Annotated in this window: 12 protein-coding genes and 1 pseudogene; 8 read left to right on the top strand and 5 right to left on the bottom strand. The window is 32.3% G+C overall.

What is annotated here, in order from left to right; translation table 11 throughout:
* Nucleotides 1-324: 324 nt before the first annotated feature.
* From RG22_RS03150 to RG22_RS03115, 8 genes and pseudogenes are all read left to right on the top strand, one after another.
* Nucleotides 325-531: a hypothetical protein gene (locus RG22_RS03150; protein WP_034040799.1), complete on the top strand. Its 207-nt coding sequence runs from the start codon at nt 325-327 to the stop codon at nt 529-531.
* A 235-nt stretch (nt 532-766) separates the two neighbouring features.
* Nucleotides 767-1,840: an endonuclease/exonuclease/phosphatase family protein gene (locus RG22_RS03145; RefSeq protein WP_034040797.1), complete on the top strand. Its 1,074-nt coding sequence runs from the start codon at nt 767-769 to the stop codon at nt 1,838-1,840.
* A gap of 231 nt (nt 1,841-2,071) precedes the next feature.
* Nucleotides 2,072-4,456 carry a glycoside hydrolase family 95 protein gene (locus RG22_RS03140; protein WP_034040795.1) on the top strand — a complete coding sequence of 795 codons (2,385 nt, stop codon included), beginning with the start codon at nt 2,072-2,074 and terminating at the stop codon, nt 4,454-4,456.
* A 109-nt stretch (nt 4,457-4,565) separates the two neighbouring features.
* Complete coding sequence (locus RG22_RS03135; protein WP_081997655.1) at nt 4,566-5,468, top strand: sugar phosphate isomerase/epimerase family protein; 903 nt, start codon at nt 4,566-4,568, stop codon at nt 5,466-5,468.
* A gap of 23 nt (nt 5,469-5,491) precedes the next feature.
* Nucleotides 5,492-5,758 carry a hypothetical protein gene (locus tag RG22_RS03130; RefSeq protein ID WP_034040790.1) on the top strand — a complete coding sequence of 89 codons (267 nt, stop codon included), beginning with the start codon at nt 5,492-5,494 and terminating at the stop codon, nt 5,756-5,758.
* 131 nt (nt 5,759-5,889) lie between these two features.
* Complete coding sequence (locus RG22_RS03125; protein ID WP_034040788.1) at nt 5,890-6,624, top strand: ankyrin repeat domain-containing protein; 735 nt, start codon at nt 5,890-5,892, stop codon at nt 6,622-6,624.
* Between the two features lie 182 nt (nt 6,625-6,806).
* Nucleotides 6,807-7,114: pseudogene (locus tag RG22_RS03120) on the top strand (transposase); the annotation flags it as partial.
* 290 nt (nt 7,115-7,404) lie between these two features.
* The gene (locus RG22_RS03115) at nt 7,405-8,118 is read left to right on the top strand and encodes an endonuclease/exonuclease/phosphatase family protein (RefSeq protein ID WP_162183632.1); all 714 of its coding nucleotides are present in this window, start codon (nt 7,405-7,407) and stop codon (nt 8,116-8,118) included.
* An 18-nt stretch (nt 8,119-8,136) separates the two neighbouring features.
* On the opposite strand, the gene RG22_RS03110 is transcribed toward RG22_RS03115, so the two are convergent.
* The 5 genes from RG22_RS03110 to RG22_RS03090 form a co-directional block, all read right to left on the bottom strand.
* On the bottom strand, nt 8,137-9,666 hold the full coding sequence (locus tag RG22_RS03110) for a sulfatase (RefSeq protein WP_081997654.1): 1,530 nt from the start codon (nt 9,664-9,666) through the stop codon (nt 8,137-8,139).
* A 14-nt stretch (nt 9,667-9,680) separates the two neighbouring features.
* Nucleotides 9,681-13,010, bottom strand: a complete 3,330-nt coding sequence (locus RG22_RS03105; protein ID WP_034040780.1) for a glycoside hydrolase family 2 TIM barrel-domain containing protein — start codon at nt 13,008-13,010, stop codon at nt 9,681-9,683.
* A 7-nt stretch (nt 13,011-13,017) separates the two neighbouring features.
* A complete protein-coding gene (locus RG22_RS03100) occupies nt 13,018-14,271 on the bottom strand; it encodes a DUF3472 domain-containing protein (RefSeq protein ID WP_162183631.1) in 1,254 nt (417 codons plus the stop codon).
* 92 nt (nt 14,272-14,363) lie between these two features.
* On the bottom strand, nt 14,364-16,994 hold the full coding sequence (locus RG22_RS03095) for an alkaline phosphatase D family protein (protein ID WP_052143604.1): 2,631 nt from the start codon (nt 16,992-16,994) through the stop codon (nt 14,364-14,366).
* A 647-nt stretch (nt 16,995-17,641) separates the two neighbouring features.
* Complete coding sequence (locus RG22_RS03090) at nt 17,642-21,742, bottom strand: ATP-binding protein (protein ID WP_162183630.1); 4,101 nt, start codon at nt 21,740-21,742, stop codon at nt 17,642-17,644.
* Nucleotides 21,743-21,845 lie beyond the last annotated feature (103 nt).

Raw genomic sequence — 21,845 nt, 5'->3', positions numbered from 1 at the left:
ATGAATGCAATTGCATTCAAAATTCAAAGATAGTTAATGTACTTACATATACTATTTTTAATAGAAATTATTTAACGCCGTTATTCATTAACTGCCTAATTGGAATATTTACAGAGTGATTTTAGTCTTTTTAATAGATGCAATAGAACCGTAAAAGGATTTTGAACTTAAAACTGTAAAACCTTTGAAAGTTAGAGGAAATATAACAGGTGAGAAAGTAGCTATAGTCTTATCTAATGAAACCAGTGAAATATCTCTATGGTCCGTCTTGTTGATGTTTAGTGTCAGCAAAAAGAGAACTTTTAAAGGCATTAACATGATAAATTGCCAGTACAAAACAATTTCACATCAAATAAAGAAATTAATATAACATTGATAGTGCTTTGCATTGCTAAAACGGTTGGAGGCCAAAATAAAAACCCAGATGAATGGCTATTTGAAGTTGATAAAACAAGTTTAAATGGATATAATATAGATTTTAAGAATGACATGGACAATATCACTAATTTATTTTTTCGGAATTATTCATAAACGGGCAGGTATGTAAGTGTAATATTTTATTTTAAACTTTATGCTTAAAAATTAACCCTATAAAGCTAAAAATGTGCACTTAGTTTAGGATTTATTCATTCAATTTTGCACTTGTGTCTATGTAAATAGATTATACCCAGTCATTATGTTTTTTGAATTATTATAACAGTTTTACTGTTTATCAATTTTGAGACATTCAATTAGAAAAACTTTTTACTAATAAAAAATCATTATTATGAATAAAAACAACAAACAATCAAAGAGAATACCTTTCCTATTATTAATTGTAATTTCTTTGTTCTTATTTTCTTATCAAAGAAATAATGCTGGCAATAAAAATGATCCAGTAAATCTTTCATCGGACAACTCATTAGAAGACGCACATCACTTATCTCAAGATGACAAGTTAAGAGTAATGGCTTACAATACATTTTGTGGTAGTATGTTTCCTCTAGATAATGGTGATGCTCCAAGTGTTGGTAATTTAAGACAGAACGTTAAAAATAGAATTCCTAATTTTGTTAGATTATATAATGCATTTGAGCCAGATATAATGTCTATACAAGAGGCGTGGGTTCACAGGGATAGTACATTGGCAACTGAAGAAGGAATAGTGGAGTATGTTAATAAAATGACTTCTGAAAAATGGTATTCTGCTAAAAACAAAGTTCAAAGGCAACTTGTACTTAGTAAGTACCCAATTAAATGGTCTCAGAAATTATCTCTCTCTCTAGCAGTTTTAATAGATCTTCCTGATAGCATTTCAAAAGAAGATTTATTAATGTTCAATGTGCATTTACCATCCTCTCCTCGTGAAGGTCGGGCCAAGAATGCTAAACTTGTGGTAGATCTTATCAATAAAGTTAAGAGAGGTGAAGTGCCTGAGGTTCCTTCAAATTCAATGGTTTTGGTAGCTGGTGACTATAATACCTCATACAATGGGCATCCTTACAAAATTATTAGCTCTCTTAATTCATCAATTGGAGAATCCGATTCATATGAACCAAAATTAAAAGATAAGAGACCTTATCAATTAGAGAGTAATAATCGTATTACTTGTGGGTCTGCAATATTCGCAGGTGATTCAGTAAAAATTACAGGAGAGTCAATTGATCATATGCTGTTTTCTGGAGGCGCATTGGAAATGACAAATAGTTTTATATTGAATACTCTAGTTTTAGATCAAAAAACACTCGATCGTTTTGGATTAAAACGCAATGATAGTGCTAAGAATCCAAATCAACCACTTGATGGCCAAGTGTCTTTTGACCATTTACCGGTGGTGTCTGATTTCGAAATTAAAAATTAAAAATTGTTATACAAACCCAATAATCTTTGCTAATTACTAGCGAATATTATTGGGTTTGTGTAAACATAGTTTCTTAGTTTAAATTTGTGGTATCGATCTGAAACTTAAGTGGACTTATCAAAGGAGCAACCAATTAGAGTTAATACATTTACTTAGACATAAATTTTAAGACTATTTAATCTAAAGAATTCCTCGAGTCTCCGTCTCGATATTTATCAGAAAAAATCTAATATGAAACACTTTCAATTATTCTTAGTCTCTCTTTTTTTCATTTCTAGTTATGCTCAAGAGAATTTATTATGGTACGATAAACCTGCTAGTAATGAAGGAAAAGAAAGTTGGCTAAAAGAAAGTCTTAACAGAAGGCATAAAAGTAATCCCGATCCAGCTTGGGAGAATTATGCACTACCTATTGGAAATGGTTCTATTGGAGCCATGGTATTTGGAGGTATAGAAGAGGAACGCATTCAATTTAATGAAAAAACTGTTTGGGAAGGCGGTCCTCGTGTTAAAGGATATCATCCTTCAGATAAATCAGGTGGTTGGAAACAATTACCGGCAATAAGAAAATTGGTTTTCGAAAAAAAATACGACGAGGCAGAAGCTTTAGCCTCTAAACATTTAAAAGGCACTTATGAGAATAGTGAAATGGATAACCCGTATTTTGGAAAATATCAAACTTTTGGAGAATGCTATTTCAAAACAGGAATAGAGGATAATAAAGTAGTAGATTACAAGCGATTTATTGATATGGAGAAGGGCATATCTGGTGTCGATTTTAAATATAATGATGCCCTTTTTTCACGTAGGTATTTTGTTTCTTATCCAGATCAAGTAATGGTTATTAAGTTTTCAGCAAATAAAGCAGGGCAACAAAATATAGTTTTTTGTATAAATTCCCCGCATAAGAACAAAACAATTTATTCAAACAATGAGGTCTTATTTGAAGGAAACTTAGAGTATAATAATATGCCTTTAGTATCTAGAATAAAGGTAAAAGTAAAGGGAGGGAATATAAAAAGTGTTGGTGATAAAATACAAATAACACAAGCTGACGAAGTTGTCTTTTTATTAAGTTCTGATACCGATTATAAATTAGAACCTCCTTTCTATTCTGGTGAAAACCCAATTAGGAATACAAAAAATATAATAGCCGAAACAGCTAAAAAAACGTACCAGAAATTATTTGAAAACCACATAGCAGATTACAGTAGATTGTATGGCAGAGTAAAGCTAAATTTAAATGGAGGAGATAAAAGCAATATACCTACAGATGAAAGGTTAGACGCATATAAAGTAAACGCGACTGATAATGGATTAGAGGAATTATACTATAATTATGGAAGATATTTGCTTATTAGCTCATCCAGAGCAGGCAATTTGCCAGCAAATCTTCAAGGCATATGGAGTAACGAAATAGTTCCTGCATGGCAAGCAGATTATCATCTAAACATAAACCTTCAGATGAATTATTGGAATGCAGAACAAGCAAACCTTAGTGAGTGTAATATACCTATGCTTAAATTTATTGAAAATTTAAGTAAAGAAGGAAGAAGAACTGCAAAAGCTTACTTTAATGCAGATGGTTGGAACTCAAATATTACAACAAATGCTTATGGCTTTACAGCTCCTAATAATGGGAATTATATGTTTTGGTCTTATTTTCCATTGAGTGGTGCTTGGTTAACACAACATATATGGGGTCATTATGAATTTACAATGGATAAGAAGTATCTAAAAGAAATGGGGTATCCCATTTTAAAAGGCCAAGCACAATTTCTAACTGATTATTTAGTAGAAGATCCAGAAGATGGCACTTTAGTTTCAAACCCATCTTGGTCTCCTGAACATGGAAAAGTTTCTGTTGGCGCAACTATGGACCATCAAATGGCTAGAGAAGCATTACAGTTTGCTTCAGAAGCCGCAACCATATTACAAGTAGATTTAGATCTTGCAAAAAAATGGAAAAATATGTCCAAAAAGATTAGTCCAGATCGTATTGGGCAACATGGGCAGTTGCAAGAATGGAAAGAAGATAGAGATGACCCAGAAAATCAACATAGACATGTTTCACATTTATTTGGAGTATATCCGGGCAGACAAATTAACCCTATAATAACACCTAAATTAGCAGATGCAGCCATTAAATCACTTGAATTTAGAGGAGATAGATCTACAGGATGGAGTATCGGTTGGAAAATAAACTTATGGGCCCGATTTTTAAATGGAGATCGAGCTCACAAGCTACTAGAAAATATGTTAAGATATAGAACAGCAAATAATTTATTTTGTTTGCATCCACCATTTCAAATTGATGGAAATTTTGGAACAGCTGCAGGTATTTCGGAAATGTTATTGCAATCACAAAATGAAGAAGCTCATCTATTGCCGGCTCTCCCAAAAGTATGGAATAAAGGATCTGTGAAAGGTCTGAAAGCTAGAGGGAATTATACTATTGATATAGAATGGAATGATGGTGAATTAGTATCTGTTAGAATTAAATCGAATACTGGAGGTGTTTGCAAAATACGCTATAATGATAAAACAGTACAGATTAAAATGAAACTTAAAGAAGTAATAAAACTAGACGGAAATTTAAATCGATTGCCTCTATAATCTAAGTTCGATATAAAAAATTAAAAGGCGCAAAACCTTAAAAAAAGCGATTGGCTTCTAGCAAATTTAAATAGTATATCTAATATAATTTTAACTAAAAATAGTAAATATGAATAAAGAAAATCAATTCAAGGTATTGTTGGTGGGTATTTTGTTGTTTTCATCATTCGGATTTAATTCGATGAATGATAAAATCAAAATTGTTGAAAGTTGGCGACTTGCTACATCTACGAGCTTAATGAGAATGAACGAAAAAACGGCAGCAGAGTTGAAAGATGCAGGATTTACCGATGTCGAGTTTGGTATTGGTAGGATAAGGACAGATGAGGATCTTAACAGGGTATTGGCAAAAATAGACTCTGTAGTGCCAATACTAAAAAAGTACAATATCAACGCATGGTCTGTACACATACCTTACGGAGATGGCATTGATGTTTCCCATACAGATGAGGCTACAAGAAAAATAGCTATAGAAGAAGTCACTAGAATTATGGATGCCTGTAAGAAATTAGAGCTTGAAAAATTTGTTATGCACCCTGGTTTTGGAAATGTGGCCGATGAGGATAGGGATGCAACATTAGCAGCCTGTAAAAAATCACTTAAAAAATTGGTAAAGCATGCCGCTAAATATAACGCCAGATACACCATTGAGTGCATGCCAAGGGAATGTCTCGGTAACACCAATCAGGATTTGTTATTTCTTTTAAAAGTTAAAGGCCTGCAAGTATGTATTGATACAAACCATTTACTGCATGATACCCATGAACAGTTTGTTGAAGAGATAGGACCTTATGTAGCTACCATGCATGCAGCAGATTATGACCGTGTCAACGAACGTCATTGGTTGCCAGGAAAGGGAGTTATAAATTGGAATGAGCTAATTGATGGTCTGGTCACTGTTGGCTATGACGGGCCGTTCCTTTTTGAGTCGGCAGGTACCTTTAAGGAAAAAGCGGAATGTTGGAAAGGATTAAAAGCCAACTATAAGCGCTATTTAGAGCAAAAAAAGTAAGTTTTATAAAAAAGAATTAAATTATGAACACTAATAAAAAGCTGAAACATTTAAAAACGCTCTTTGATGCATTATTTTTAGTTGCCATCACCGTATTGCTATGTTTATACTATCAAAAAAATGATATTTTAAATATAGTTGGGCAGCCCAACTCATTGTTGGGTAGCCAATTTGATAAAGAGCCTGACTTACCAACAAACGACAAGCTTAGAGTTATGGCCTACAATACATTTTGTGGAAGCACATTTCCTTTGAAACAATACGACCTGTTTCCGTCTACAGCAACATAACAATTTTAAAAACAATACAAAGCTCTTGGAATCGGTTTCGCATAATCTTAATCCAATAATAATTAAGAGTATATTAAAACCTCAACCAGCGGTTGTATAAATATTAGCTTTAATAAACTAAATATATAAAAATGAGAAGTATACTTAAAATCCCTATTGTCTTACTATTTGTTAGTTCAAGCCTATTTGGCCAAGATATTTTTGAATTACTTGAGAAAAAAGACCACCAAAGATTAGAAAAAGAAATCAAGAACGGTCTAGATATCGAAAAGCAGACCAGAAACGGGCTTACACCCCTTTGGATAGCTGTATTCAAAAATGACACTACTGCGGTCAACCTACTTTTGAGTAATGGCGTGGACGTAAACGTACCGAACAGATCTGGCGTGCCTGCCATAGTAGTGGGCTGTATGACAAACTCAGTAGAGAGTGTAAAGATTTTATTGGAAAAAGGTGCCGATGTAAATTGGAAATCAAAAGTAGTATGGGCGATAGACCGGCAACCTATAAGGTATGCTTCTCAAGGAGGTTCCGTAGAGTTGGTTAAATTATTGCTTAGCTATGGTGCCGACATGGAATCTACTCCTTACGATATGAAAACACCATTGTTGATTTCATTACGTGCCAGAAAATATGATATTGCCGAGTTTTATTTTAAAAATGGGGCAAATGTAAATGCCGTTGGCAAAAATGGAAAATGTGTAATCCATGAGGCTATCAAAACAAAGAATCCTCGCATGGTAGAACTTGCCTTGAAATACAATGCACCGCTTGATTTACTTGATCCTGAAGGAAGAACTACTTGGCAATTGGCAAAAAGAAGTAAGGTGCCTGAAATCAAGGCCATGATAAAGAATGCTTTATAAAGCACCAAGCCCAGCATAAGTTTTCCTATCTACCCTAAGGGTGTGTGATACCTTGATCGATAGGATGGGTCAAACACGTTTTAATTTTGAGGACAAAAAATCTTGGCGAAAAAAATTGGACATACTATATTTGACTGGACATTAGGTTAAGGGAATTATAGCACATAATTTACCTTTGAATTATGTCAAAACGCAAAAGAAATTACACCACAGACTTTAAGAAAAAAGCTATAGAATTAAGTTATTCTAGAGGCAGTATAGCCCAAGTATACAGAGAATTAGATATTCCTTCCTCCGTACTGAGTCGTTGGCGAAGAGAATTTAGTGAATATGCTAAAAACAGTTTTCCAGGACGCGGCAAGCCAAAATTAATAGAAGAACAACGTGAGATTGCCAACTTGAAGAAACAATTAAAAGATATGCAGTTAGAACGTGATATCTTAAAAAAGGCGATCAGCATCTTCTCCGAGAGCGACAGGAAAAATATAGGTTATGAAAAAATTGCGATTAAATAAAGACTGTTTTACAATAATTAAAAATGTTAAATCAAAAAAATTAACCATTATGATTACAAATAAAATTAGCATTCTTCAAGACTTCCATATTAGCCTGATGAAAAATATTGGTTTTTCTTATTTTTAATAACAATTTTTCCATTAGCTGCTCAAAAAAGTACAATTCCCTTTGAGGTTTCCAATGATCATATTCGTGTGGTTACTTGGAATATTCAGTTTTTGGGAAGTCGCACACCATTGCGTACAGATGTTGAACTTAAAAATTATGGCAGAGCGTATTATAAACTGGGATGCTTCGGTAATTGCTTTACAAGAGATTCAAAATAATGAACGCATGCATCAACTTGTTAAACTGCTTGGTCCAGAATGGAAAGTCAATCCAGAAGCAGGTTGGGATGTTGGTCGCACTCAAGAAGATGAAACTTGCTTAATATGGAACACATCCAAAGTAACCTGCATAGAATATAAGGCTTGGATTGAAGGATACCGCTATACTAATAGACCTCCTTTTTCAGGAATTTTTAAACCTAATGCCAAAGATAGTAAATCGTTTACTGTAATAAGCACTCATTCTTATCCACGTAATAGTGTAAAAGCAGATAAGCACAGAAAGGCTCAAGGGAGTTTTTATCGTGAATTGGTTGAAAAAATGTTAAAAGATGGGACTTATCCTAAATCTATTTTTTTAGTGGGTGATATGAATGGTAAACCTGGTCAATATCCACACACAGCCATTCAATCTAAGAATGAAAATAAATTATTGTACTTGATTAAGAAACCTGATAAAAAGGGGACTGTTACTCGAGGAAATTCGAATATCGATCATATTTATGCTTCTAATATTGCATGGTCTCGTGTAGCAAACAAATTATCATACGTTATTAGACCAGAACACTATAATGAATCTCTAGCCAAATTCGAACAAATATGTAGCGATCATTTGCCTGTATTTGTTGATGTAGCTTTAAACAGTAAATAATTTAATAGAAGGAATCTTCTAATAAACATTTGGCATAATCAGCTTCAAAGGCTCCTTTCTTTTTTCAGGATAGAGCGCTTTCTTTTTAATTATTTCGTCAGCAAGGATTTCCATCATAATTTTTAACTGTTCAGGGTTTTCATTAATTAAGTTATTTGTTTCAAATGGATCTTCTTTCAAGTTGAACAATTCACAATGTGGTGGACCTTCAATTTGATAATGATAGATAATTTTCCAATCTGCTTTAACTAAACTTGTAAAATAATTTGAACGATGATTACCATGTGGAAAATGATTAAGAAACAACTCATTTCTTTCAATATTTTTCTGACCTTTAAGTTGATTTTCAAGGTTAAATCCATCTAAAATATGGTCTTTGGGAAATGGTAAACTAAGTAATTTACTAATTGTAGGAAACACATCTAAAATTGTACCTTGCTGATGTTGTATTGTATTACGAGCTATAGGCAATTTCTTTTGCCAAAATTCTTTTTCATTTGGCGTAACCCACGAAGCAATAAACGGAACTCGCATCCCCCCTTCCCAATGATTGCCCTTTTTTCCTTTTAGTGGTGATGAGCTACTGTAATCATCTATAATGGGTAAGGGTGCATCTGAGCCATTATCTCCCAAAAAGAAGATTATTGTATTCTCTCCTAACCCTAAACTTTTTACATGTTGAATAATATCACCCAACGATTTATCAATCCCTTCAATTAAAGTTGCGTATGCCTGTGCTTTTTCAGATTTACCTGAATTCTTGTATTGATTAGCAAAACGAGCATCAGGCTGAAAAGGCGCATGTACGGCATAATGGGCCATATAAAGAAAAAATGGTTTCTTTTCTTCCTTGGCTTTAGATATAGCTAAATTGGCTTCTAGTGTCAATGCTTCTGTCAAAAATATATCTTTACCATGGTATTTCTCTAAACCTGGTACTGCTCTTTTTTTATTACCTTTAATATACCCGAAACCATCCAAACCATAATAACTACCTGGTTGTCCAATGGAGCTCCCGGCAATATTAACATCAAAGCCAAGATTAAGGGGGTTTTCTCCTTCACTACCAAAGGGACCAAAATGGGCTTTACCTACATGAATGGTTTTATAACCATTCTGCCGTAATACTCGTGGCAGCGTTACAGATTCTTTCGTCAACCCCTTCCAGTTCCAATTTTGTGGTCCAAATTCTGTTCTATTATTGTTTTCTGAATTAATCCAATTAGTTACACCATGACGTGCCGAGTTCTGTCCTGTTAAAATTGAAGCGCGTGTAGGAGAGCAAACTGAATGCGCATAAAAATTTGTAAACCTCACCCCTTGTCTTGCTAGGTTCTCCATATGGGGTGTTCGATAATAATCATTCAACGGATACTTTACAAGATTACCTTCCGTATCTGTCATAAATGGTACTGAAGTATCCATTAATCCCATATCATCTACCAAAAAAACAATTATATTTGGAGGATTGCCGTCTTTTACTGTATGCGCAACGCACGATACCGTACCAAATAATAACACAATTAAAACAGGTAGTTTAAATTTCATTTTATCTAATTTTTTTAAAACCGCCTACTAATTTCAATTAATTCTTCTGTGGTATTTTCGGAAAAAGGCACCAAGTAATATGTATAACTATGAGCAATATTTCCTTTAATAAGATACCTCTCCTCTGGTTTTGCTCCCCAACTATTGTTGCCTGCAACGCCTCTTTGTTCTAAATCTATATTTAATTGTACTAAGTCTTGTTCTTTAACATCTATGGTATGTTTGCTTTTATTAAACTCAGGAACACCATCTATTCGGTGTTCAATTTCTTTTTTTGAAGCATTTCCATAATCTAGGGTCTCAGACATGTCAAAAGTTTCATTTGTCATATGTAAAGCACTTATCCCTAACCCTTTTTTAATGTCTTTTGATACTATAAGTAATCCGTTTCCTGTTTTGTTAGATAAAGCAACCCACCTTACATCCGTTTTATAGCCATTTTCTTGTGGTCTTATGTATGGAACGTATTGGTCTTTTACATCAGACGTATAAAGATCTACAAATGCAGACACGTTCCTGTCTTTATAATTTTCCCAAGGTCCCCTTCCAAAATAAGTCATTTGATTATACTGTTTTGGTAATTGCATACGCATGCCTATTCTTGGAATATCTGCTTGATAATCCGTTTTGTCTAGAATGTTTTCTACTTCAACGATTCCATTTCCTTTAATGCGATAGGTACTATAAATTTTTGTGTTTACACCTGGTAAGTGATATACTACTTTCAATTCTATTAAGTTTTCGTTAATGGTGTTTGCGGTAATTGTTTCGACTTTAGAGAATAAGGACGCTTCTTTCCATTTAATATTATTTCTATACATTTTATTTCCAGCATCATTGTCAGTCACAGCTCTCCAAAAGTTTGGTTTTGGCCCTTGACCATCTTTTATTAGTTCGTTTCCTTTATATTTATAAGAGGTTAATCGTCCTTTATCTTTACTGAATATCAGCTCTACTGAAGCATTAAAAACACGAATTGTTTCTCCCTTTTTTTCAACATTTAATTTGGTCCCATTATCAATTGGTGCTTTTTTATATTTATAAAAATTATCTAATCTAAATTGTTCGTGAGCTACCTCAAAACCCTTAGGTAACATCCCCCAATTCCTTTTTGTTATTGCAGAAATTTCAACAAAATACTCGGTATTGGTTTGATAATCTAAATTTTCTAATGATAAACGTATCAATTTTCCAGTATGCGTTTCTACATTTATAGTTTCAATAGGAATCGTTTTTAACACGGTTCCGTCTGCTTTTATTGTTGCTATAAAATCGAATTGGTTTAAATTGGTAAAATCATAAAGATTTTCTATTAACACCCTCAATTCATTATACCTATTAATACCCTTATCTTTAAAGTTAATATACTCATGGGCTTTTTTTACTTCATATAGTCCGGGTTGGGGGGTACGATCTGGAAAAACAATACCGTTATTCAAAAAACTATTTTCTGTAGGCATATTTTCACCAAAATCGCCTCCATAGGCATAAAACCGTTCTCCCTTTTCATTTGTTTTCCAAATAGATTGATCTACCCAATCCCAAATAAACCCGCCTTGTAAATTATCATACTGTTCTATTACATCCCAATAATCTTGAAAATTCCCTGTACTATTACCCATAGCATGTGCATATTCACTTGGTATATATGGTCTATCTGTTTTGCTTTTTCCAACTTCTTCAAATTGTGCTGGAGAGGGGTATTGTGGCACAATAATATCTGTATTCCAATCCATATCAAATAAATTACCATCATGGTCTTTATAGGGACGTTCGTATTGCACAGGTCTCTTGGTTTTATCTGCAGCTTTAATGGCTTTATAACCTGCATAAAAATTGACGCCATTCCCAGCCTCATTACCCATTGACCATATAATTATTGATGGATGATTTTTATCGCGTTCTACCATACGAACCATTCTATCTACATGTTGGTTTTCCCAAGCTTCATTCTTTGCTAATGAATACTTTCCATAATACATACCATGCGATTCTATATTCGCTTCATCTACGACATAGATCCCATATAAATCACATAATTCATAGAACATGTCTGGCTGGGGATAATGGCTCAATCGTACGGCATTTATATTATTCTCTTTCCAAAGTTTTATATCTGTTACTATTTGTGCTTTAGAAATCACATGACCTGTTTCTGGATTATGTTCTTGGGTATTTACGCCTTTTAATGTAATGCGTTGCCCGTTAACTAATAAAAGGCCTTGTTTAATCTCTACACTTCTAAAGCCTATTAAATTAGAGGTTGTTTCTAACAGTTGTCCTTTTTTATCTCTAATTTCAATTATTAATTGGTATAAATAGGGATGTTCTGCATTCCATTGTTTTACATCATTTAATTGGTTTTTAAATGAGACTGTATTCGATTTATTTTTGTCAATTAATATATCTTGGCTTGCTTCTTTTATTACTTTATTATTATCTAATATTTTGTAAGTAACTTTAACCTTTTCTTCTTTATTTAAATGGTTTTTTAATTCTACATCTAAATTGAATAGTCCATTGGTATAAGCTTTATCTAATGTAGAAACGACTTCAAAATCTTTAATTCTAACTTTGGGCTGCGCATAAATATATACGCTTCTCTCAATACCACTTATTCTCCAAAAATCCTGGCATTCTAGGTAAGAGCCATCTGTCCATCTAAATATCTGTAGGGCAACTGTATTTTTTCCAGGTTTTACATGTTTGCTAATATTAAACTCTGCTGGCAATTTGCTTCCTTGTGAATAGCCTACATACTGTCCATTAAGCCATACAAAACCTCCAGATTTCATGGCTCCAATGTGCAAAAATATTTCTTTTTCATTCCAGTCCTTTGTTATGGTAAAGTCCCTTCGGTAAGACCCCACTGGATTATAATCATGAGGAACTTTTCCTGGATATTTTGGTGTTGATCTACTTGATTCTGGATCTGTAAATTCAATATCTTTTGAAACACGTGCTCTGTTATCGGCAAATTCATATTGATGGTTTACATATATAGGGACACCATAGCCTTCTACTTCCCAATTTGACGGCACCTTAATGTCGTCCCAACCACTAAGGTCTTCATCAGGGTTCATAAAAATTGTAGGTCTGTCCGTAGGTACACGAACCCATTTAAATTTCCACAAACCATCTAGTGATTGTTTAAAGTTAGGGGTGTTTAACTCAAGGTCTTCTACTGTTGTATAAGACGTAAACGTTGCATGCGAAGGCTCTTTGTTTTCGCTTATAACTTGTTCGTTTTCAATATAATCCCACACATTAATTTCTTGACCAAAGCTATTTAATGTGATCAATAGTATACATGCTAATCTTTGTATTGTTTTGTTATTTTTCATAAGTTTATTATTCTATTAAACCTTCCAGTAAATGAAAATCTATATTTGGTGCTTCTTCCTTTTTAGTTGTTTCTATTTTGAAAACAGAGTTAATAGCGGTAGTGTGATTAAAAAACCCACAATTTTCTAAGAAAAACTTATTGTTTTCTACCCCTCCTGAATAATCGAGTCGGGCATTTTTTTTCGCAGTAGCATCTGCTGCAAACTGAGTATTTGTTATGCTATACCAACTATCTTTAGTATCATAAACCCATTGATTTGTATAAAATGCTTTTCTAGTTTTATCTCCCATTTCTGGTTGAAAGTTTTCTAAAAATGAATGAAAGCGCTTTAAATAGGTCGTCGTCTTTGGACGCCTGAAACTTACCATTAATTCCCATTTCCCTACTTCGGGAGCAAAAACAAAAGCAGTATAATCTGTAGAATTATTTATTGATGGAACACCTTTCAACAAAAACTTATATGTGGTATCTGCTTTCCATAGATATTTACGATAACTTTGCCCTCCGGATCCTTCATGCCCAAATTTTCCTGCGATCACATCTTTTCCTTTTTTCAATAATGTTATTCGCTGGTCTTTTGGAATTTCGCTTGGGTTATTCGTTTTATATGGACTCCATACCGAAAACAGAAACCTTCTCTCAGTCTCTGAGTTTACTTGCATTCCAAAATACCCCTCTTTAAACCCGTTAGCCATAAAATAAGACCCTACAATATCATTGTCTTTAGGTACTGTAATTTCACTATAAAACCATTCGATATCACTTGCTGCTTCTGGTATTGGATATTTTAAATGTACAGATGGCCCTCTTCTTCCCCAATATACATCATCCTTTATATAATACAAATTTCCTATTGTAGCATCTCCTCCTATCATTAATTGATCAATAACGATAGATGCTTCACTCTTTTTATTTAATCGCTCTATTTCTATAGACTGATATCCTATTTGTTTAACATCGAATGTTCCAACTATTACCGTATCTAAATGAGTACTTTTAAGCTCTATGTCTTTTGAAACACCATTTAATGTTACTTTTAGTTTAGAGCCTCCTTGATCAACTTTTGCTTTTAACGCTAAATGTAATTGACCTGTTTTATCTGTTTTAAAGTAAGATTTTATTTTTTTAGTTCCATCTGTCCAATTTTGAATATTGGAATTGGATTTTTTTGAACGCATTTTATCAGGGTTATTATCCATCCAGCTGTTTGCTGCAAAAGGAATGGAAATATGTAAATCCTCAATAGTAAATGAATTCACTTTTTGTGAATTCACACAACTCCCCATTAAAACTAATGTTATAGAAAAAAATATAACAAGCTGATAAACGTTTTTTTTATTTATCATTATTATTAAAATTTAAAGTTAATTTCTCCATCACTAATTGTAATACTATTCTTTTCTTTCCATGTATCTGTATCTGGTTCTCCTACTTTTACAGTATACGTGCTATTAATATTGAACACTTTTGGTTTAAAGGATTGCTCTTTAATACGAAGCGAGTAAACAAGTTCTTTACTGGATTCATTAATGATTTGAATTACTGGATTTTTTAAACCTTCTATTTTTATTTCCGGTAAATACCCTAAAGGCTTTCTACCATAATTATCTACTTGATTTATTGTAATTGGCCATCCTTCATATTGTTCTGTATTTCCCATTTTAGGATTTGCAAACCTTGGCCAGCATTCTAATGTAATATCTCTACTTTTCTTATTTAACCTTACAATTCCGTAGCCTGTAGCTCTATCATGAAGTTTTGAGGGCTTTTTATTTGTAAAAGTAGGATTAGATACTGCATGTACTGTCATTTTATTTCCAAAACCATCTTTATATTCTCCTGTATACTTAGGTTGCTCCAAGTCTCTATTTTGTCCTTCTACTGAAGGGTACCAACGACGAGGCCAATGATTAGAAATTGAAGGAACACATAGTGCAAAACCAGCATCATTCCATGTATCAGTACCATATTGAATGGTTGAACCTAAATGTTGGTCTCCTGCTAAATGAAACACGAAACCTTTTCTAATTATTTTTACAGCTTTATTTCTTCCTGCTTGCGGCCATCCGTTAGAATCTAAATCTGCTACAGAAACATCATCTGGAGGGTAATCTCCTTTATTCATAATTCTTAATGTAGGTACAACAACATCTGTAAGAGCTGCTTTAGGCAGGGTTGCCACATTTGCAAAAATAGTTTGAGATAGTAACATTTTCATTTGCGCTTGATAATCCCAATTTGATACCCAGTTTTCTAAAAACAATAATTGTCTTTCTCCTAACATTTTTGCTCCAGCTATATCACCTTCTTTTTTTATATTGAATGCTTTATTTCTTGTCCATCCATTAAAAATATCAGCTTTAGGTAGCATGGCCTTTGGGGCTGATTTAAATTTTCTATCTTCAAGAATAGCAAAACTAATCCCTCCATAAACCATATCGGTATAGTAAGTTCCAATACCTTGCTCTACAGGTGTTGGATCGTAAGGATCTGGCAAATGACTAGTTTGTGTTCGTTCTACCATATTTACCCAATTAGGAGACATTTTATACCCTCCATAATCTTGCGCATTAGACCCCTGGCCTAACGAGTCTGGAATATCTCGGCCTCCTTCTCCCCAAATATTACCATGATACACATCATGATCATCTGTAATACTTACCGTTGGCCTGTCCTTCATAACATCTCTAAAGGCCCATCCATACATATACCATTTACGTAAATAATCTAACATGGCTTTGTCATCTGGAAAACGTTGAGCTCCAAACCCCCCTGATGTTTCATATAGTTGGTCTCCAGAAAAGAAGAGTACATCTGGGTTCTGATATTTAATTTGATCTGTAATGTCTGTATTAGGAAATCCTAAATGATCATTACCTGTAAAACCTGCAACTGCAATTTGATCTTTATCTACAGGGTCTTTTCTTATAGTTCCCTCCCAGTAAAACGTTTCTTTAGAAACATTAGCTCCTTTGTCAACTTTATATGTTAATCGATAAGGAATATCTTCTTTAAAATCCCAGTTATTAACTTTAAATGTAGCTGTACGCGCATGTTTATGTATGTCTGCTTTTTTAATGGTTTCCCACTCTTTTCCTTCTTTTTTTATTTGTAGTTCTACCTTTTCTTCATCTACTGTAACTGGAGCCATTTGCGCAGTCAATTTCATAGTGCCTCTACTTAATGTGTATTGAGAAAATAAAATTGGTCCAAAAACATAATTATTATGAGTCGAGACCTTACTTCCGGAAATTTCCCAATCTTTAAACGACACACTCTTTTTATTTGCTTTTTCTCCTTTATAATTAAAATGACTTACTAATACTAAGTCTCCAGTTAATGCTTCAGGAGAAACATTATTTTTAGTTAGGGTAGAAATTAATTTTCCAGTTTGGCCATCCTTAAGTGATACGACTAACCTATAAGCCCCTGCTTCAAATAAAAGGTTAGGTTTAGAAAACACAAGATCCAATTCTAAAATAATTCCATTAAATAATGCTTTTTGAATTTCAGTATTTACTCGATTCTCTTCTGGAAGTTTATCTATAAATAAGTTTCCTCTAGTCGTAACCCCTATATCTAGGCCTTTTCCAAAAACAGCACTGTCACGATAGTCATTAAATTCACCTTTTGAACCAATACTAAAACCTACCCAGTTTTCCCTTAAAATTGTAGTATCAGCATCAAAAAGCTTTATCCTAACTTTCATAGTTAGATTTCCTAGAACTTTATCTAGTTTTCTTGTTAGTATATGTGTATTTCTATTAGGCTTACTTACTAGGCATTCTAATTCACCATTGCGTATTTGCCAATCTTGCATAGGGTTTGTCCAGTATTCTGGTCCTACCCATGTTCGAGCTTTTCTTGAACCAAAATCGCTTTTGAAAGTTTGTTCTTTTTTAGTAGTACAATTAAAGAGGGTTATTCCAATATTAAATAAAATAAAGTAGGACAGTAAATTAATTAGTGTGTTTTTCTTCATGAATTTATTAAATTTTATACTAACACAATATTACTATTATAACTAAAATTATAAGTAGAATTTTTAAGCATAACTAGTGTTCTTTTTTGGAATCTTGACCACTTTCATAACTTTATAGATTTCATTGTTCATTTTATTCAAATAACTAATTGGGGTTATTGCATTTACTTGGGCATAAACTATTAAAACAAATATCATTAGAATAATGAAAAAACGAGTTATAGCACATAATTTAAATCAGAAACTGTCCGATTAAGTTATCAGGAAAAAAATATTAAAGAATTAGCAAACGAGTCTGTGTTTGTTCAAGTGTTACTATTCTATAAATAGAGAGCATCAACAACTCGAATAATTTGCGAAAATCCAGAACCAGGCTTTTTAACGGTAAAATAATTACGAAAAATGTATAAAGCAATGAAATTAGAATTTTATCAAATAAAAAATGTTGTAAAGGTCTAAGGGAATTTGTCTAACTATTTGTTGCGAGTCTAAACAAGAATAGTTACTGCTTTATATCCGAAAAATTAAAAAGGAAGTGCATAATTAACAAATGTATCTCCTTATGTATCTGCTCAGTTTTTAGTTAATCCTCTTAAACGAAACAGTTAGATCGTTATAAACTGCAAGGTGTTTTATTATGATTAGAATTAATTTATTTCAAATCCCATTTGTTCCAAATTATACTTTTCTATTAGTGCATCTGCTCCATTTATCTGTGATTGCTTTTTAAATTTTCCAGGAGTCATATTAAATTGTTTTTTAAAACATTTTGTAAAATATTTTGGATCATTTAAACCTACCAAGTATGTGGCCTCAGATATTGAATAATTATATTTAATAATTAATATAGCAGCTTTTTTTAAACGAACAGACCGTACAAAATCAACCAATGTTTTTCCGGTAATAGATTGGAATTTTCTATATATTGTTGAGTAACTCATATTTAGCGAATCCGAAATTTCTTCTAGTTTAAAATTAGGATTTTTATATTCCATTTCAATAATAGCCATAACATTTTGTAAAAAAGCATCTTCTGGAGATATTGCCTTAGTCTGTTTTGGAGTGCTAATTAAATCAGTTTTGTATTTTGACAGCAGCTTTTCACTTCTTGATATAATGTTGTGAACACTAAAAACAAGCTCATTAGAATTAAAAGGCTTATTGATGTACTCAATGGCTCCTGACATTAACCCTAATAATTTTGCTTTAGGTGATTCTTTTGCGGTAAGTAAAATAATTGGAATGTGTGATGTCACCTTATTTTTTATTAATGCGTTACACATTTCTAGTCCATCTTTATTAGGCATCATAATGTCACTAATAATTAGATCAGGTAGGTGTTTTTTTGCAAGATACAAGCCTTCTTCTCCATCATTTGCTAATAAAATGTTATATTGATTTTTAAAAATATCTTCCAGAAAAATTTGCATTTCATAATTATCCTCAACAATAAGGATAGTTTTTTCTAAAAGTTTACTATCCGTATTATCTAATAGTTCCGAGTCGCTACTTTCTATGATTTTGTTTTTTGGTATATCAAAAATCTTTTGTTCATCTGGAAATTCATCTTCATTGGTAGACAGGTAGACTGAAAAACATGTTCCTTTTTCAGAGGCAGATTCAACTTCAATCCTTCCCTTATGTAGTTTAACGAGCTCTTTTGTCAAAGCCAAACCTATTCCTGTTCCAATATTTTTCTTACCAATATCAGATTGATAAAATAATTTAAAAATATTAGATAATTCATCTTTTGATATGCCAGGGCCAGAATCTGTTACCGATATTTTAATAATATTTTGAGAATCTAAAATCTTAACATCGAAATCAATAGTTCCTTCTTTGGGAGTAAATTTAAAAGCGTTGGCAAGTAAGTTATAGAATATATGCTCTATTTTATCCTTGTCATACCAAACCATTAATTCTGTGTCTGGATAATAGCATCTGAAATTTATTTTTCTAAAATCTGCTTGTTCTTTGAATGATGCTGTTATGTTTTTTAAATCCGTAATTATATTATCTTTAGTAACCCTCAACCTGAGTTGACTTAGTTCTTTGTTTCTAAATGTTGTAAGTTGAAAAACAATTTTTGATAATCTTTTGGCGTTATTTAAAATCATTGATAGGCGCTGTTTTTGAATGGTATTTCCACTATTAATAGCACTTTCAAGTAAGTTTTCAATGGGACCCAATATTAAAGTTAAAGGTGTTTGAATTTCGTGTGACATTTTTGCAAAAAAGTTCATTTTCAATGCATAAAGTTCATTTTCATTTTTATGATTGAGCTCTTCTCTAACAAATTTTTTCTTAAGGCTTACCCATTTATAAATGGCATAAATAAATAATATTAAAATCATAGAATATATCACATATGCCCATGGTCTTTTCCAAATAGGTAGAGCTATATTGATATTAATTTTTTTAGGATTAATATCCCATATCCCTTTTTTAGAACCGGCCTTAACTTCAAAGGTATAATCACCAGGAGGAATATTTGTGTATGTGGCAACCCGTCCTTCACGCGGAACAATCCATTCCTTATCAAACCCTTGTAAGCGATAAGTGTAATAAAAATTAGAATTTAAGACATTTTCAATCACTGAGAATTGAAATGAAAAAGAGGATTGGTTCGGCTTTAGTTTTAGGGACTTTACCTTTTCCACTCCGCCAATAAGTTGATCGGGAATTATTGTATTTGCAGGTCTATTAAGTACATCTATTTGATTAATAAACAAGTTTGCTGAAGGGGTGTTTTTTTCTGTAATATTATCAGGATCAAAACTTGACACTCCTTTGTTTCCTGCAAAATATAATACTCCAGCTTTATCTTTATAAGCTCCTAACCTTGTAAATACATTTCCTTGTAAACCATCAACCTCATAAAATGATTTTATAGTTTCTGTTTGTGGTATATATTGGTGCAGACCATTACTACCACCCAACCATAATCTATTAGAATCATCAACAATGATATTATGAAACCCAATATCTTTTATGTTTTCTTTATTTTCATATGATTCATAACTGTAGTCCTTAATATTTAAACGAATTAAAAAATCCGATTTTATAATAAGCCATATGTTTCCCTCAATGTCCTCAGACATATGGGTAATATTATAGTCGTTATTTTCGCTATCATTGTGATAATTAATTTTTTTAAAATTAGAATTTTCAATTTTACTGTTATTTTCTTCAAAAAAGTATAAATCTCCTTGATTACTACTTAACCAAATTTCACCATTCTTGGTTTCTATAATATTTCCTAAAATTTTTCCCGATAATTCATTAGACTTAAAATTAAAATTTGTGATTATATTTTGATTTTCATCTAACAAATGAATTCCATCCCTATGACCTGCCCAAATTCTATTTTTCGAATCCTTAAAAACAAAACGGATATGTAGATATGGTTTTCCAAATTCATCTTTTAATTCAACTTTATTGAACTTATTTAACTTATTATCATAAACAAATAAACCATTTTGATAAGTAGCTATCCAAATATTCTTATTGGTCGCTTCTGTAACCTGTAAAATATATCTCCCATCAAAATAATTATTTCCTTTACTAAAATTTGAATATTGTATAGAATTTCCATCTGAAAAGACTCTACTAATTCCTTCACCATCTGTACCAATCCACAAAGATTCATCAGAAGCTTTTAAAACAGATAATGAAACTGTCGGAGTATTATTATTAGATCCACTATAATATTTTATTTTAGAATTATTATACGGCAAAACATTTACAACCCCTTTTTTATCTATAAGCCATAAATTTCCAAAGGAATCTTCATTGATATGTGTAATCGAATTATCGCTTATTGAAAACCTGTTCGATTTATTATGTTTGAACGTATAAATACTACCTTTTTCAGAATCTATTTTAAAAAGACCATCTCCGTCAGTACCGGCCCAAATAGCACCATTTCTATCACAAAACAAGGATAAGTACATAGGGTATTTGGAGTTATTCCCAGCATTAGGGGCACTAAACTCTTTAAAAGCTTTTGTCCGAATATCATATTGAAATAAGCCATATAATTCTGTAGCAATCCAGAGTTTCCCTTTTTTATCTGATACGAGTTTAACTTGATTGGTATTAGTACTAGTATTGGTAAAAGGAGTTTTTAGCGGAATCAGCTCATTATTTTTAATTAATAAATTATAAATATTCCCTACATCAGTGTTAATCCATAATTCCCCATCTTTCGTGAAAACTAAACCTGAAATAGTTTGCGGCTGTTTATTTGCTTTCGGTAGAGTTGTGTGGTTTTCAAATGTGCTTTTATCGTGATTATAAATGTAGATCTCCCCAAGTGTTGTTCCAAAATAAATGGTATCTTCATTTGATTCAATAACTGAAATTTCTTTGTTTCCTATATCTTTTTTAAAAGATGTATAAGTTCCATCAAGATTAATCATTAGTAAATCTCTATTAGTAGCTAGCCAAAAATTTCCATTTAAATCTTTATTAAAATATACTTTTTGTCTATTGGAGAAGGCTTTTCCAAAATAATGAGAAAACGGAGTAAATGCTAAGTTATATCCGTCATATTTATACAGACCTTTTTTATTGGAAAACCAAATATAGCCCAAAGTATCTTGAATACTTTTGTTTACTCGAATGACTTGATTATCCAGCTTAGGAGCTAAATGATCAAAGTTCATTCTGTTTTGTGCAGATAGTTGCACACATAAAAGAATCCAAATACAGGTATTTAAGGAAGATTTTATTCTAAGTAATATCATAAGGTTATGAATTTGATTTATAAGCATAGCTCTATTTTACTTGATGTGGATCGTAAGGGTGGTACAGACAAAATTACTAATTTATTTTTTCAGAATTGTTCAA

The sequence above is a fragment of the Wocania ichthyoenteri Th78 genome, from assembly GCF_000789235.1.
GTDB lineage: Bacteria > Bacteroidota > Bacteroidia > Flavobacteriales > Flavobacteriaceae > Wocania_A > Wocania_A ichthyoenteri.
The sequence above is the reverse complement of the archived record's forward strand: the minus strand, read 5'-3'. Positions and strand labels throughout refer to the sequence as shown.